This is a genomic window from Egicoccus sp. AB-alg6-2 (assembly GCF_041821025.1).
GTDB lineage: Bacteria > Actinomycetota > Nitriliruptoria > Nitriliruptorales > Nitriliruptoraceae > Egicoccus.
This window is the reverse complement of record NZ_JBGUAY010000013.1, coordinates 1-14,480: the sequence shown is the minus strand read 5'-3', so window position 1 is coordinate 14,480 and position 14,480 is coordinate 1. Positions and strand designations below refer to the sequence as shown.

15 protein-coding genes are annotated in these 14,480 nt (G+C 70.5%); 7 read left to right on the top strand and 8 right to left on the bottom strand.

Annotated elements, in window-relative coordinates; translation table 11 throughout:
• Positions 1-307: 307 nt before the first annotated feature.
• The 5 genes from ACERMF_RS17585 to ACERMF_RS17565 form a co-directional block, all read right to left on the bottom strand.
• Entirely contained in the window at positions 308-856 is a 549-nt protein-coding gene (locus tag ACERMF_RS17585; RefSeq protein WP_373670455.1) for a MarR family winged helix-turn-helix transcriptional regulator, read from the bottom strand.
• A complete protein-coding gene (locus ACERMF_RS17580; protein ID WP_373670454.1) occupies positions 856-1,605 on the bottom strand; it encodes a gamma-glutamyl-gamma-aminobutyrate hydrolase family protein in 750 nt (249 codons plus the stop codon). The genes ACERMF_RS17585 and ACERMF_RS17580 overlap by 1 nt, the downstream gene beginning before the upstream one ends.
• A 94-nt stretch (positions 1,606-1,699) precedes the next feature.
• The gene (gene acs, locus ACERMF_RS17575; RefSeq protein ID WP_373670453.1) at positions 1,700-3,613 is read right to left on the bottom strand and encodes an acetate--CoA ligase; all 1,914 of its coding nucleotides are present in this window, start codon (positions 3,611-3,613) and stop codon (positions 1,700-1,702) included.
• Positions 3,610-5,274 (bottom strand): sodium:solute symporter family protein, encoded by a 1,665-nt coding sequence (locus ACERMF_RS17570; protein ID WP_373670452.1) that lies wholly within the window; start codon positions 5,272-5,274, stop codon positions 3,610-3,612. Before ACERMF_RS17570 ends, acs begins: the two co-directional genes overlap by 4 nt.
• A complete protein-coding gene (locus ACERMF_RS17565) occupies positions 5,271-5,552 on the bottom strand; it encodes a DUF4212 domain-containing protein (RefSeq protein WP_373670451.1) in 282 nt (93 codons plus the stop codon). Before ACERMF_RS17565 ends, ACERMF_RS17570 begins: the two co-directional genes overlap by 4 nt.
• 294 nt (positions 5,553-5,846) lie before the next feature.
• On the opposite strand from ACERMF_RS17565, the gene ACERMF_RS17560 reads away from it, so the two are divergent.
• From ACERMF_RS17560 to ACERMF_RS17540, 5 genes are read left to right on the top strand one after another with little or no spacing between them, the layout of a single operon-like run.
• The gene (locus tag ACERMF_RS17560; RefSeq protein WP_373670450.1) at positions 5,847-6,266 is read left to right on the top strand and encodes a hypothetical protein; all 420 of its coding nucleotides are present in this window, start codon (positions 5,847-5,849) and stop codon (positions 6,264-6,266) included.
• A 16-nt stretch (positions 6,267-6,282) separates the two neighbouring features.
• A complete protein-coding gene (locus ACERMF_RS17555) occupies positions 6,283-6,663 on the top strand; it encodes a hypothetical protein (RefSeq protein WP_373670449.1) in 381 nt (126 codons plus the stop codon).
• Positions 6,660-8,339, top strand: a complete 1,680-nt coding sequence (locus ACERMF_RS17550) for a cation acetate symporter (protein WP_373670448.1) — start codon at positions 6,660-6,662, stop codon at positions 8,337-8,339. The genes ACERMF_RS17555 and ACERMF_RS17550 overlap by 4 nt, the downstream gene beginning before the upstream one ends.
• Positions 8,336-9,652 (top strand): histidine kinase, encoded by a 1,317-nt coding sequence (locus ACERMF_RS17545; RefSeq protein WP_373670447.1) that lies wholly within the window; start codon positions 8,336-8,338, stop codon positions 9,650-9,652. The genes ACERMF_RS17550 and ACERMF_RS17545 overlap by 4 nt, the downstream gene beginning before the upstream one ends.
• 23 nt (positions 9,653-9,675) lie before the next feature.
• Positions 9,676-10,455, top strand: coding sequence for a LytR/AlgR family response regulator transcription factor (locus tag ACERMF_RS17540; RefSeq protein WP_373670456.1), 780 nt, complete (start codon positions 9,676-9,678; stop codon positions 10,453-10,455).
• 32 nt (positions 10,456-10,487) lie between these two features.
• Here ACERMF_RS17540 and hemW read toward each other — a convergent pair whose 3' ends face one another.
• Together hemW and ACERMF_RS17530 are read right to left on the bottom strand one after the other, a co-directional pair.
• The gene (gene hemW / locus ACERMF_RS17535) at positions 10,488-11,708 is read right to left on the bottom strand and encodes a radical SAM family heme chaperone HemW (RefSeq protein ID WP_373670446.1); all 1,221 of its coding nucleotides are present in this window, start codon (positions 11,706-11,708) and stop codon (positions 10,488-10,490) included.
• 40 nt (positions 11,709-11,748) lie between these two features.
• Positions 11,749-12,366, bottom strand: a complete 618-nt coding sequence (locus tag ACERMF_RS17530; protein WP_373670445.1) for a DUF1269 domain-containing protein — start codon at positions 12,364-12,366, stop codon at positions 11,749-11,751.
• A gap of 107 nt (positions 12,367-12,473) precedes the next feature.
• On the opposite strand from ACERMF_RS17530, the gene ACERMF_RS17525 reads away from it, so the two are divergent.
• The gene (locus ACERMF_RS17525; protein WP_373670444.1) at positions 12,474-13,031 is read left to right on the top strand and encodes a DinB family protein; all 558 of its coding nucleotides are present in this window, start codon (positions 12,474-12,476) and stop codon (positions 13,029-13,031) included.
• Positions 13,028-13,483: a VOC family protein gene (locus tag ACERMF_RS17520; protein WP_373670443.1), complete on the top strand. Its 456-nt coding sequence runs from the start codon at positions 13,028-13,030 to the stop codon at positions 13,481-13,483. The genes ACERMF_RS17525 and ACERMF_RS17520 overlap by 4 nt, the downstream gene beginning before the upstream one ends.
• A 125-nt stretch (positions 13,484-13,608) precedes the next feature.
• Here the strand turns inward: ACERMF_RS17520 and ACERMF_RS17515 are convergent.
• The coding region (locus ACERMF_RS17515) for a hypothetical protein (RefSeq protein WP_373670442.1) at positions 13,609-14,480 on the bottom strand (872 nt) is incomplete at its 5' end.

The following is a 14,480-nucleotide window of genomic DNA, read 5'->3' as shown; positions in this document are numbered from 1 at the left end:
GACCGCAGTCACGCGACCCGGAACGGTAGCGCGTCTTGCTGCGATCGGCCAACCGAGCGGTCGGCAGTGCTACTCGGCAGTGCGAGCAGACTACGAAGTGTAGGCCTGATCGCGCTGCCGCGCAACTCGTGTGTTGTCAGTGCCGCTCGGGCAGGGGCGGAAGCTAGCAACCGCGCTCCCGCGGCACCAAACCGGCGGCTTCGGGATCGTTGTCGCAACCCCGGCCGGCTCGCGCGCTCCGAGCGATCAGACGAGGAAGCGTACCGGGCGGTCGCAGGTGCGCAAGCCGGCGGTGCGCGGCGCGGCGTCAATCGCCCAGCCGCCGCACGATCTCACGCAGACCGTGCGCCATCGTCTCGCGCTGGTCGCCCGGGATCTGCGCGGCGATGTGGGACTCCTGCGCGTTGAACGCGGGATAGACCGCGGCGATCAGCTGCTCGCCGGCTTCGGTGAGTGCAACGCTGACGAGGCGACGGTCGTCCTCGTGCCGGCGGCGCACGAGCAGCTCCCGGCGCTCGAGCGTGTCGAGCACCCCGGTCAGCGTCCCCTTGGTCACGTTCGCCTCGGCCGCCAGGTGCCGGGCCTCCATCTCGCCCCAGATCCACAGCACCCACAGGGTCACGAACGCGGTCCACGACAGCTGCGCCGGTCCCAACACCGTCTGTTCCATGTGGCGCCGGATCGCCGACGCCGCGCGGTAGACGTTGGAGACCACCGACAAGGCGTCGAAGTCCACCTCGACGTCCAGCGCGGCGAGCCGGTCGACGATGTCGCGCTCGGCCCGGATCAGGTCGTCGAGGCGGGGTGCGGTCGCGGCGGCGTTGCCCTCGGCCGATCCGGCCGGCTGGACGGTCATCAGCCGGCCACGACGTGAGGACGGCCGGCGTGGCGGCGGGCGAGTTCGAGGAAGGCCGCGAACAGCGGCCGGTCCTCGCCGGCGAGCTTCTCGGGATGCCATTGGACCGCGAGCAGCGGCCAGTCCCCGTCGCGTGGCTCCACCGCCTCGATGACCTGGTCGGGCGCGAGGGCGGTGACGCGCAGCGTCGGGGGGAGCTCGGCGACGGCCTGGTGGTGGATGGTGTTGACGGTCCGCTCCCCTGCGCCGAACACGTCGGCGAGGCGCGTGTCGGGCAGGATCTGCACCGGGTGCCGCGCCGCCAGCACCGCGTCGGGATCGTCGGAGATCGGCTCGTGACATCCGCCGACCGTGCAGATGTCCTGGTGCAGGGTCCCGCCCTCGGCCACCACGACCAACTGCATGCCGCGGCAGATCGCCAGGGTCGGGAGTCCGCGGACGCGGGCCCGCCGGATGAGCGCCAGTTCGCTGCGGTCGGCGGCGGCATCGACGTCCTTGCTGCCGGCGTCCGCTGCGCCGTAACTGGCGGGGTCGACGTCGCCTCCGCCGGCCACGACCAGCCCATCGACGACGTCGAGGATCGCGTCCGCATCCTCCTCGTCACGGACGTGCGGGACGAGCAACGGCGCTCCGCCGACCTCGGTGATGCTGGTCACGTATTCGTCGGCGAGCGTGTGCAGGAGCGTGCGCGCGCCGACGAAGGTGGGCAGCTCACGCCGCCAGACGGTGATGGCGATCCGAGGTCGCAACGAAAGCCCTCTACACGGGGACACCCGAGTCTAACCGTTCGGCCCCGAATGGCCGTGGCGACGCGGCGTCTCCTTCCGCGCCGCCACGGCCGGCTCAGCGCGACGCCGAGGCGCGCTCGCCGAGCTCGATCATCATCTCGGCGTTGGCCAGCGTCGTCGTGTCGCCGAGGTCGCGTCCCTCGGCGATGTCGCGCAGCAGGCGCCGCATGATCTTGCCCGAGCGGGTCTTCGGCAGGTCGGGCGTGAACAGGATCGTCTTCGGCTTGGCGATCGGCCCGAGCACCGTGGCGACGTGCTGGCGCAGCAGCTGCTCGAGTTCGGCGTCACCCTCGGCCGTCCCACGCAGGGTCACGAACGCGGCGATGGCCTGGCCGGAGGTCTCGTCGCTGCGCCCCACGACCGCGGCCTCGGCCACGGCGTCGTGCGAGACGAGGGCGGACTCCACCTCGGCCGTGGAGATCCGGTGCCCGGCCACGTTCATGACGTCGTCGACGCGTCCGAGGATCCAGATGTCGCCGTCTTCATCGATCCTCGCTCCGTCCCCGGCGAAGTAGCGGCCGTCGAACCGTGAGAAGTAGGTGTCGTGGAAGCGCTGGGGGTCGCCCCACACGCCTCGCAGCATCCCCGGCCATGGGTGCTGGACCGTGAGATAGCCGTCGCCCGGGCCCGGAAGCGGACGACCCTGCTCGTCGACCACCTCGACACTGATGCCGGGCAGGGGCTGCATCGCGCAGCCGGGCTTGGCGGCATGCAACCCCGGGAGCGGGGTCATCATCTGTCCCCCGGTCTCGGTCTGCCACCACGTGTCCACGACGGGGCAGCGACCGGCGCCGACGACGTCGCGGTACCACTCCCACGCCGCCGGGTTGATCGGCTCGCCGACCGTGCCGAGCAGACGCAACGACGACACGTCGTGGGCATCCACGTGCTCGCGACCCCACTTCATGAACGAGCGGATGGCGGTCGGCGCCGTGTACAGGATCGTCACGCCGTAGCGCTCGACGACGTCCCAGAACCGGTCATGGCCGGGATGATCGGGGGTCCCTTCGAACAGCACCGACGTGGCGCCGTTGGCGAGCGGCCCGTAGACGATATAGCTGTGTCCGGTGACCCAGCCGATGTCGGCGGCGCACCAGAACACGTCGGACTCCGGACGCAGGTCGAAGGTCCACCGCGTCGTCGCCGCCACGTGGGTGAGATAGCCGGCCGTGGTGTGCATGACCCCCTTGGGCTTGGCGGTCGTGCCGGAGGTGTAGAGCAGGAACAGCAACTGTTCGCTGTCGACCGGCACCGCCGGCACGTCGACCGGCGTGCGCGGCAGGATCTCGTGATACCAGTGGTCGCGTCCCTCCTGCAGCGTCACGTCGGCGCCGGTGCGCTGCACGACGACGACGTGCTCGATGGGTGTCTCACCCGCCACCGCCTCGTCGGCGTTGGTCTTCAGCGGCACGACGCCGCCGCGGCGGTGGGCGCCGTCGGCGGTGACGAGCACCCGACAGCCGGCGTCCTCGATGCGGTCGCGCAGCGCCGTGGCGGAGAAGCCGCCGAACACCACCGAGTGCGCGGCCCCGAGGCGAGCGCAGGCCAGCATTGTGAGGGGCAGCTCCGGGATCATCGGCAGATAGATGGCCACGCGGTCCCCGCGCTCGACGCCGAGATCCCGGAGCATTGCCGCGGCGCGTTGCACCTCGTCGAGCAACTCGGCGTACGTGATCGTGCGACGATCGTCCTGCTCGCCCTCCCAGTGGTAGGCGACCCGGTCGCCCAGGCCCGCCTCGACGTGGCGATCGAGGCAGTTGTAGGACGCGTTGAGCTGGCCGCCGACGAACCATCGTGGGTCGGTCAGCGTGCCCTCGAAGGGACGCTCGAACGGCGTGGACCAGTCGAGTTGTTCGGCCTGGGCGGCCCAGAAGCCCTCGCGGTCGCGCAGGCCCGCCGCGTGCATGGTGTCGTCGGTGATCAGGGCCGTCGAGGCGAAGTCGGCGGGAGGCGGGTAGCGGTCGGTCATCGGCCGATCTCCTCCGGCGTCACCGCGTCGACGCCCGACGGGTACCGCACCGAGTCCACCAACTGCTGCAGGTGCTCCGGGGGCGGCGGCGTCGCGCGCGTCACCGCGATCGTCACGGCGAAGTTGATCAGCGCACCGATGGCGCCGATGCCCTGGGGGCTGATCCCGAAGATCGGTTCGACGCCGAGGTAGAGCACCCCGACCATGTACGCGGCGGTCAACGTCAACCCTGTGGCCATGCCGGCAACCGCGCCCGGCGCGTTGGCGCGCTTCCAGAAGATGCCGAGCACGATGGTGGGGAAGAAACTGGCGGCGGCGAGGCCGAAGGCGAGCGCGACCACCTCGGCGACGAACCCCGGCGGATTGACGCCGAAGTACCCGGCGATCACGACCGCACCGGCCATCGTGAGGCGTCCCACCAGCAACCGCTGCTTCTCGGTGGCGTCGGGCCGCATCCGGCGGTAGTAGAAGTCGTGTGCGACCGAGGACGAGATCACCAGCAGCAGTCCCGAGGCGGTCGACAGGGCCGCTGCGAGCCCTCCCGCGACGACCAGTCCGATGACCGGCCCGGGCAGGCCGGCCACCTCCGGGGTGGCGAGCACCATGATGTCGTTGTCGATGCGCAGTTCGTTGGTCGCCTCGTCCGGCGTGTACTGGATGATGCCGTCGTCGTTGAGGTCGGTGTGCTCGAGGAGCCCCGTCTCCTCCCATCCGTCGAACCACGCGGGCATGTCGGCGCGCGGCTGCTCGGCGACCGTCTGCAGCAGGTTGTACTTCGCGAAGACCCCGACGGCGGGTGCGGTGGTGTAGAGCAGGGCGATGAAGAACAGGGCCCAGAACGCCGACCAGCGGGCGGCGCGAACCGAGCGGGTGGTGTAGAAGCGCACGATCACGTGTGGCAGCCCAGCGGTGCCGATCATCAGGGATGCGGTGATCAGGAAGACGTTGAGCTGGCTGTTGCGCACGAACGGCGACGAATATTCGTCGAAGCCGAGCTCGCGCTGGATGGCATTCAGCTCGGTCATGACGCGACCGAAGCTCACGTGGGGAATCGGGATGCCGGTCAACTGGCCCGCGATCGCGAACGCCGGGATCAGGTAGGCCACGATCAGCACCGAGTACTGGGCCACCTGGGTCCAGGTGATGCCCTTCATGCCGCCGAGGACGGCGTAGAAGAGCACGATCCCCATGCCGACCATGATGCCGACGGTCACCGTCGTGTCGAGGAAGCGGCTGAACACGACCCCGACGCCGCGCATCTGGCCGACGACGTAGGTGAACGACACGAAGATGGCCGCGACCACGGCGACCAACCGGGCCGTGTCGGAGTAGCGGTCACCGACGAAGTCGGGGACCGTGTACTTGCCGAACTTGCGCAGGTAGGGCGCCAGCAGCAGGGCGAGCAGCACGTACCCACCGGTCCAGCCCATTAGGTAGACCGAGCCGTCGTAGCCCGCGAAGGCGATGATGCCGGCCATGGACAGGAAGGAGGCGGCCGACATCCAGTCGGCGGCGACGGCGGCGCCGTTGGCGACCGTCGGCACCCCCTGGCCGGCGACGTAGAAGCCCTTGGTGTCCTTGACGCGGGAGCGCCACGCGATCGTGATGTAGGTGCCGAACGTCAGGATGACGAAGATCCAGGTCCAGAACTGGGTGCTCATCGGCCACCTCCGCGCTGGTGGCGGGCCTCGGCGACGCCGAACTCCTCGTCGAGCTTGTCCATGCGCCAGGCGTAGATCCCGATCAGGATCACGAAGGCCACGATCGAGCCCTGCTGGGCGAACCAGAAGCCCAGCGGAAAGTCGTTGATGACGATGCGGTTGAAGGTCTCGACCAGCAGGATGCCGAACAGGTACGAGACCACGAACCAGATCGAGAGCAGCGCCACCATCAGGCGCAGGTTGCGGCGCCAGTAGGCGCGCTTGGCATCTTCGGTCACGAGTGTTCCCTCTCCCGAGAAGTCGATTTCCGGCACGTCCGACCGCTCTCCCAAGCGGCCATCACGCCGAGACAAAGCCGCGGGATCACCGCGTACAAGCACGGATGGGTCGGGCGGCGGCGATGGCTCGGCGAACGGCACCGACGGCTCCGCGAACGGTTGCCCGCGGCGACGTCCGACCGTTCGGGACCGGGATCGCACCGTTCGATGCCCGCGGGCTGCCGCTCGGTCATCGCCGCTTTCGCACGCCCGACCGGCGACGTAGACCTGCCAGCGGACGAGGAAGGGAGCGACGTGCCGGTGTCGGCGGATGCACGGGAATCGACGACGGCGAGCCGCCGTCGTTGGCCACCGCTCGGACGCGGTCAACCGCTGCTGCTGGTCGCCTCGATCGGCGTCCTGGTGGGCTCGTTCCTGCCCTGGGTCGACACCATCGCCGGGCGCTTCACCGGCATGGAGGGCGGTGGTGTCTGGACCTTCTACGCCGGCTTCCTCGGCCTCGCCGGAGGCCTGGTTCCCCGCCGCGGGCTGGCACGCCTCAACGGCGCCATCGCGGCGGTCACGGCGATCGGCCTGCCGCTGTGGCAGCTCCAGCGGCTGAACGCCATGTGCGACTGGCAGGTGTGCATGCCGTCGACGGGTCTCGTCCTCGTCGCCGGATGCGGGTTGCTCGCCGCCAGGGCGACCCACCTGCTGGGCCGGACACCCACGTGACCTAGGCTCGCCGGCGATGGCAGCACGCCGTCCGGACGCCGAGCCGGACCCCGAGAACGCCCTGTCCTATTCGGCCGAGGGCCTGGCCGACCTGCAGGAGTACGACGCGCCGGCCGAGGTCGACGCGGCGTTCGTCACCCAGCGGCGGATCGCCGTCGGGTACTGCCTGCTCTTCCTGCTCGTGACCTTCGCGATCCCGGTGCTCACGGTGTCGTCAGGATGGTGGATCGACGCACGGGTCGTCGGTGGCATGAGCCCGAGCTTTCTGATGGCCGGGGTCGGCCTGTACGTGTTCTTCGTCGGACTCGGCCTCGCCGCGGCCACACTGGCCGACAGCAGCGAAGACCGCATGCTCGGCCGCGCCGGCGATCACGGCGACGCCGAGGACGGCCCGTGAGCGCGCAGACCTTCGCGTTGCTGCTCGTGCTCGCGACCATCGGCACGCTCGTCAGCGTCACCGCACGAGCCCGCGGCCGGGCGACGACCCTCGACTTCTACCTCGCCGGCCGACGCGTCGGGACGATGACCAACGCCTGTGCCATCTGCGGCGACTACTTCTCCGCGGCGTCGTTCCTCGGTGTCGCGGCCGCGGTGTACGCGAGCGGGCTCGACGGGGTGTGGTACGCGGCCGGGTTCGCCGCCGGCTTCGTACCGGTCCTGCTGTTCGTCGCTGCACCGCTCCGCCGGTTCGGACGCATCTCGCTCCCGGACTTCCTCGGCGAGCGGTTCGCCTCCGAACGTGTCCGCCTGGCCGCCGTCGTCGTGGTGCAGTTGGTGGTGCTCGCCTACCTGGTGCCGCAGGCGGTGGGTTCGGGCATTACCTGGGAGTTGCTGGTCGGGCGTGGCTTCGGCGGCCTGTCGCCCTACGCGACGGGCGTCGTCGTGTCGGCGGCGCTCATCGCCGCCCTGGTCGTCATCGGCGGGATGCGGGGCACGACCTGGAACCAGGCGCTGCAGTTCGTCCTCCTGCTGGTCGTGCTGTCCTGGTTGGCGACGTTGGTGCTGTCGTCGGGGTTCTCCTATCCCGGCGCGGTCGAGGAGGCGTCCGCCGTCCCCCTGCAGGTGCCGGCCAACGACGGCGCGGAACTGACCACGGTCCCCGACCGGCTACGCCCGGACCGTGAGGCCGTCTTCGGCACACCCGGCGCCCGCTACGGCGGCCTCGGCCAGTTCGCACTGCTCACCACCCTGATGCTCGGCACGGCCGGGTTGCCGCACATCATGAACCGCTACTTCACGTCGCCGACGGGCCGCTCGACCCGATTCACCACCGTCTGGGTGCTCGGACTCGCGGGGGCCTTCTACGCGCTGGCCGTGCTGCTCGGAACCGCCGCCCGGGTCACCATCGCCGAGCATGCCGCCGACAACGACTGGCTCGGAGCCCTGACCGTCGACGGCGTCCTCCGCGTGCCCGAGCACGCGCTGCTGGCGCTGGGACGCATCCATGCCGGCGTACCGGGCCTCGGTCTGGTCGCCACCGCCGCCTTCGCCGCCATGATCTCCACCATCGGCGGCCTGCTGCTGGCGGCAGCCGCCTCGTGGGGCCACGACGTCTACGAGCGCTACCTCAACCCGCGTGCCACGCAGCGCCAGGCGATCCGAGCCGGTCAGCTGGCGGTGGTGGTCGCCTCCGCAGCTGCGGCCCTGGTCGCGTTGGCGCTGGAGCCGGCCCGGTTGTCGTCGAGCTTTCCGTCGGTCGTCGCGTTGCTGGTCACGTGGGCGTTCGCGCTCGCGGGCTCGGCGCTGACACCGGTGCTGCTGCTGGCGATCTGGTGGCGCGGCGTCTCCGCGCGTGGCGCGATCGCGGGCATGTCCCTCGGCACCCTCGTCGTCATCGGATCGCTCGCGGTCGGCCTGCTCCGTGGTGGCGACAGCGACGACCTCGGCTCGCTGCTGCTGGCGCCCACGCTGATGGCCGCACCGGCCGCGGCGCTGGTCACGATCCTGGTGTCGCGGGTCGACGGGCCGCCTCCGGGCATCACCGGCGTGTGGCTGCGTATGCACGGCACCGCCGCCGACCGCCAGGTCGAACGCTTCGCCAGGATGGCCGCACGACAGGGGCGCGACGCATGACCCGCGGCGTCGGCCCGCTCATGGGCATGGTCAGCCTGGCGTGGCTGCTGGTGTGGGTCGCCAGCCAGCTCATCGTCGCTCCTCCCCTGCCGACGACGACGACGCTGATCGTCGGGCTGGCCGTCACCAACCTCGTGATCCTGGGCTACCCGTCGGTGTTGCGCGGTCCGCGGCAGCGTCGCCGGCGGCGTGGCGACGACGGCGACGTCGGCTCGCTCGCGCGTCTGGGTGCGGGGCCGGGGGCCCTGCGGCAGGGACTGACCCTCGAGGCGGCTGAGCGCACCGTCGACCTCCTGCGGCCGCTGCTGGGTGGTGACGCGGTCGCCATCACCGACCGGGAACGGATGCTGGCCTTCGCCGGACCCGGAGCGGACCACCACACGCCGGGATCGGAGCTGTGGGCGCCGGAACGCGAACGCGTCATGCGGACCGGGCGGGCGGCCGTGTCGACCGACGTGAACTGTCGGGAGCCCGCCTGCCCGCTGGGATCGGCGGCCTTCGCCCCCCTGGTGGTCGCGGACGAGGTCGTCGGCACCGTGACGGTCTACCGGCAGACGCCGACACCTCCGCGCCTCGAACTGGTCGAGGGCGTCGCCGGTGTCCTCTCGCTGCATCTCGAGCTGGCAAGGCTCGAGGCGCAGGCGCGCCTGTCGACCGACACCCAGCTGGAGGTGCTGAGGGCGCAGATCAACCCGCACTTCCTGTTCAACGTGCTCAACACGATCGCCTCGAAAGCCCGGACCGATCCGTCCGAGACGCGCCAGTTGCTGCTCCGCCTTGCGGACTTCTTCCGGTATGCGATCGACCAGCGGAGTCAGTTCGCGGAGTTCGCGCAGGAGTACTTCTTCGTCCGCACCTACGTGACCCTCGAGCAGGCGCGGTTCGGCGACGGGCTCCGGGTGGAGTACGACGTCGACCCGCAGGTCCTCGGCGTCCGGGTGCCGGTGCTGATGATCCAGCCGCTGATCGAGAACGCGATCAAGCACGGCATCAGTCGCAAGGTCGGCCGTGGGACCGTGACGCTGCGGGCGCGCGTCGATCCGCTGGCGAGTTCCCTCGACATCCTCGTGCGCGACGACGGCGTCGGTATGGACGCCGCGACGCTGCGGCGCCTGCGTGAGGGATCGACGCCGGACGGAGCCGTGGCGGCGCCAGGCCACCTCGATGACGTGCCCCCGCTGCGTCGGGGCGGTGTCGGGCTGCGCAACATCGACGAGCGACTGGCCCTGCTGTTCGGTGACCGCTACGAACTGACCGTCCGGTCGCGACCGGCCGACGGGACCGACGTGCGGCTGCGCATCCCTCTTCGATGAGCCAGGAGCTTTCGGTGACCACCATGGACACGGCGACCGAGCCGGCGCGATGCCTCCTCGTCGACGACGAGTCGCCGGCCCGGGACGAACTGCGCTTCCTGCTCTCCGAAGTACAGGGCGTCACCGTGGTCGGCGAAGCGGCGACCGCCGAGGAGGCCCAGGCGCTGCTCGGCTCCATCGACTACGACGTCGTCTTCCTCGACGTCCGCATGCCGGGCATGGGAGGGCTCGAACTCGCGCACGCCCTCCGCGGCCAGCCGCGCTCGCCGGCGGTCATCTTCACCACGGCCTATCCCGAGCACGCGGTCGCCGCCTTCGAACTCGAGGCGGTCGACTACCTGGTCAAGCCCTTCGACGGCGAACGGCTGCACCGGGCCCTCGAGCGTGCCCTCGAGCACCGCCCCGCGGCACCGACACGGACGGAGTGGCCGGCATCGACGCCCGAGCACGAGCACACGACGAGCACGCGGGAACCGGTCGCCGCCCGGATCCCGGTGCACAAGGGTGACCGCGTCATCCTGGTCGACGAGCGCCAGGTGTTGTTCGCCCACGCACGGCGGGGCTACGCGGAACTGCGCACCGCAGACACGACGCTGCTGGCCTCGTTCACCCTGCAGGACCTCGAGCGCCGGTTGTCGCGCGACTTCTGCCGCACGCATCGCTCCTACCTCGTGAACCTGCGCCATGTCCGCGAGGTGCTGCCGTCCGTGGGCGGCGCGCTCGAGTTGGTCATGGCCGACCGCTCCCGGGTCCCGGTGTCCCGGCGGCAGTCCGCCGACGTCCGTCGTCGCCTCGGCATGTAGACCGCCGCTGCGCCAGCGTCGTCGCGGGCGGCTCACGGCAGAAGGCGGCCGACCGCTTCGTCGAGGAGGAACCAGCCCTGCTCGGTGCACTGCAACCGGCCGCAGGCGGTGGTGACCAGCCCGGCGTCCAGTGCATCCTCGAGGGCCAACGGGTCGAGCGGCGGCACGTCCGCGGGATGCAACCCCTCCCGAACCCGCAGACCGAGCAGCAGGCGTTCGTGCGCCCGCTGGTCGCGGTCGAGTTCTTCGGATCCAGTGACGGGACTGCGGCCCTCCTCGACGGCGGTGAGGTAGCGCGCCGTCGAGCGGGTGGTCCACCACCGGCGGCCGGCGAGGTGGCCGTGCGCACCGACGCCGACCGCGAGGTAGTCGCCGTGCCGCCAATAGAGCAGGTTGTGCCGGCTGCGACGGGCCGACCCCAACGCCCAGTTGGAGACCTCGTAGTGCTCGAAGCCGCCGGCACCGAGGATGTCGCGGGCGATCGCGAACCGGTCGGCCTGGACGTCGTCGTCGGGTCCCGGCATGACGCCGCGGTCGATGGCGCGCCCGAACGGGGTGCTGTCGTGGATGGTCAACGCGTAGGCCGACACGTGGTCCGTGCCGGCGGCGAGCACCGCGTGCAGCGTGTCGCGCCAGTCGTCGTCGGTCTCGCCGGGCGTGCCGAAGATGAGGTCGAGGTTGATCTCACCGATCCCTGCGGTCCGAGCCTGGCGGACGGCGGCGACCGGGCGCTCGGCCGAGTGGCCGCGTTCGAGGGTGGCGAGGACCGACGGGGTGAAGGACTGGGCGCCCATGGAGATCCGGGTGACCCCGGCGTCGACGAGTGCGGCGAAGAGGGCTTCGCTGGCCGTCTCCGGATTGCACTCGACGCTCACCTCGGCGTCGTCGGCGACGTCGAGCTCGTCGAAGACGGCGCGCACGACCGCCGCGCAGAGCTTCGGCGGGAGCATCGTCGGGGTGCCCCCGCCCAGGAAGATGGACGTGACGGCGGGCCAGGCGTCCGAAGTGTGCTCCCGTGCGGTAGTCGGTGCGAGGGCCCGGCGGCCGGCGGCGACCTGACGGGCCAGGTCCGTGCGGAGCGCAGAGACGTAGCGTTCGAACAGCGCCGTGGAATCCCGCCGGTCGCCGACCGCGGCGGTGGCGAAGTCGCAGTAACCGCACCGGTGGTGGCAGAACGGCACGTGGAGGTAGACCCCGAAGCCGGCCGCCGGTCCGGACTCGACGGGGTCGTCGAGCCAACGGGTGCGGGCCATCGCCACCGTGTCGGCTGCGACGGGCGACGAGGGCGTCACGTCAGTCCCACGGATCGTTCGTCAACCGCTCCCGGACGGCGCCCGCGAGCTCCTCGTCGGCGGTCGTCGCCAGCAGCCGCCCGGGGAAGCGTGAGACCTCGTGAAGGGCACGGGCTCGGTGGCAGTCCCGCACGAGCAGGAACAGCGCCGACTGACCGTCGCTCAATTCCTCACCCATGGCACGCATCTGGTCGTCGTCGATGCCGTAGTCGCGCAACTTGCCGAACAGGCCACCGGCCGCGGCACCGAGTGCACCGCCGATCAGCGGTCCACCGGGGCCCAGGAAGAGCCCGGCCAGGATGCCGAGCCAGGCGCCGCCCATCGCTCCGGTCCGCGGCGTGACGTCCCGCGTCTGGGTGATGCGCACCTTGGTGCCGACGCGGGTGACGATGGCGGCATCCTCGAGGTCGAGGTGTTGGCGGCCAACGAGCCGCATGGTGGCGATCAGCGCCTCCTGCGACCGCAGTGGCCCGTCGAACGCGAACGCCCACAGGTCCGACTTGCTGTCCGCGCGGGCCGCCTGGGCGAGCGCGTCGATGGCGCGCACCTCTTCACTCGTCAGCGTGTCACGAGGGTTGTGTTCCGCCGGCGGAGGTGGCGGTGGCGGCAGCTGACTCATGCGGTCCTCGGGCCCTGATCGTTTCCGGACCACGATGGTCCGCGTCGCCTCGTAGCGTTTCCGGCACGGTACCCCTAGGTCCCGCGCACCCCCTCGGAGGACGGTCCATGGACACGCCCGCTCGTCTGGCGCCGCTGCTGGCGCAGTTCGACACCTCCATCGAGGCGCTCCGGGAACGTCTGACGGGCGTCGACGACCACGAGTGGCGATGGGAACCGGGTCCGCGCGCATGGACGGTGCGCCCGATCGACGGCGGCTGGCGGCGGGATCGCGAGGACGAACGCGACCCCGTCGGCACGGTCCGCACCTTGGCGTGGCTGGGTGGTCACCTGGCCGAGATGGGGCTGCTGCGCTCGGACTACACCGACGGCGACCACGATCTGACACCGCAGGGGCTGTGCACCCAGTGGCCGGGTACCGCCGCCGAGGGCGTCGCCTTTCTCTTCGACGGCCTCGGTCGCTGGCGGGCGACGCTGGGCCGGATGGACGACGAGGACCTCGACACGGTCGGGCGGAGCCAGATGCCCTGGGGGCTGGACCCGAACCTGCCGTTGCTCGACATCGTCTGGTGGGTCAACCGTGAGCTGATCCACCACGCGGCCGAGATGGCGTTCATCCGGGACCTGTACGCGCAGGTCGGAAACCCGCGGGAGGAGGCGGCATGACCACGCCGATCGGCTTCCAGGTCACCTTCGACGCGAACGACCCGCATGCCCAGGCCAGATTCTGGGCGGCCGCGTTGCACTACGAGCTCGAGGCGGACGACACGATGATCCGCCGGTTGCTCGACGATGGGGTCGTGACGGAGGAGGACGTCGTCGAGATCGACGGGACGCTGTTTTGGCGCACCGGGTCGGCGATCCGCCACCCGGCCGATGCCGACGTCGGCCCGTTCGAGGATCCGGCGCCCCGCCGCCTGCTGTTCCTCGCCGTTCCCGAGGGAAAAACGGTCAAGAACCGGGTGCACCTCGACCTGAACGTCGGCACGGACAACATCGACGCCGAGGTGGCGCGACTCACCGAACTCGGCGCCCGCGAGCTGTACCGCGTCGACGAACCCAGCTCCACCCACACCACCATGGCCGACCCTGAAGGCAACGAGTTCTGCGTCCAGTAACCCGGCCACCATTTCGCCGATGCGTGCGTCCAACCACCTACATATGCGCGCCAGAACGCACACATTCCGATGCCGGTCCGCGTTTGCCGGCCTCACCAGCGCGTCCGTGTGGGTCGGCGGGTGGATCAGCTGCGGCTGGTACGTACGGCTTGGATCTGGCGCACCGCGATGTCCTCGGTCGTGGGCGGCCCTGCGAGTTCACCGAGGTCGAACTCGCCGTTGAGCTCCGGTAGCGGCGACTCCACCACGAAGGACGCGCCGTAGACGATGTGTGCGGACACCGGGTACGTGCCGTCCGGATCCTCCAGGGTCGACGCGACCCCATACGTGTACGAGCAATCCGTCGACTGCGCCTCGTACGGGAGCGAGGTGTCATAGATCACCCCGGGTCCGTCACACACATGGGTCCCCCCGTCGCCGAGCGTCCACTCGACCCGCTGCGGCTCGAGCGTCGCCGTCACCGAGATCGAACCCGCCGAGACCGTCGCCGATCTCGAGACCCAGTCCCCCGGTTCGATCGCCAGCCACGAGGGCAACCCCGTGATGTGCGGCGCTGGATCCGCCGGCGCCAGCCGCAACGTCCCCACTCCCGCATCGACTGACCCGAACGCGGTCTGGATGACTTCGCGCAGCAATGCCTGCGGACCGACGCCCTCGTTCTCCCCGGGCACGTACCAGCGGTAGACGAATCCGCCGCCCGTGCAATCCACTCGATACCACCGGGCACCGGACTCGAAGTACGAAGAATCGATCTGATCAACGTACGGATCCCACGACTCCTCGGCAGCCGCGTATTCACACGGATTCGTGACGGTGCTTACCTCATCGCCCCTGGTCTGCGTCAAATCGCGCGATACAACGCCGATTTCCACGCGGTGGTTTTCCGTGTCAACGCGCGGACACACATTCCTCCGGCAGTGCGACCCTCTGTGATCGGCAGTGGCCGGCACAATCATGCAGAGCACGAGGAGCGAGGTGACCACCATGAGCAGCCGCG

Coding starts and splice junctions, on each gene's coding strand:
- ACERMF_RS17555 (WP_373670449.1), top strand. CDS start 6,283: ATGGCAGCACGCCGTCCGGACGCCGAGCCGGACCCCGAGAACGCCCTG.
- ACERMF_RS17530 (WP_373670445.1), bottom strand. CDS start 12,366: ATGAGTCAGCTGCCGCCACCGCCACCTCCGCCGGCGGAACACAACCCT.
- ACERMF_RS17525 (WP_373670444.1), top strand. CDS start 12,474: ATGGACACGCCCGCTCGTCTGGCGCCGCTGCTGGCGCAGTTCGACACC.
- ACERMF_RS17520 (WP_373670443.1), top strand. CDS start 13,028: ATGACCACGCCGATCGGCTTCCAGGTCACCTTCGACGCGAACGACCCG.
- ACERMF_RS17540 (WP_373670456.1), top strand. CDS start 9,676: ATGGACACGGCGACCGAGCCGGCGCGATGCCTCCTCGTCGACGACGAG.
- acs (WP_373670453.1), bottom strand. CDS start 3,613: ATGACCGACCGCTACCCGCCTCCCGCCGACTTCGCCTCGACGGCCCTG.
- hemW (WP_373670446.1), bottom strand. CDS start 11,708: ATGGCCCGCACCCGTTGGCTCGACGACCCCGTCGAGTCCGGACCGGCG.
- ACERMF_RS17545 (WP_373670447.1), top strand. CDS start 8,336: ATGACCCGCGGCGTCGGCCCGCTCATGGGCATGGTCAGCCTGGCGTGG.
- ACERMF_RS17585 (WP_373670455.1), bottom strand. CDS start 856: ATGACCGTCCAGCCGGCCGGATCGGCCGAGGGCAACGCCGCCGCGACC.
- ACERMF_RS17570 (WP_373670452.1), bottom strand. CDS start 5,274: ATGAGCACCCAGTTCTGGACCTGGATCTTCGTCATCCTGACGTTCGGC.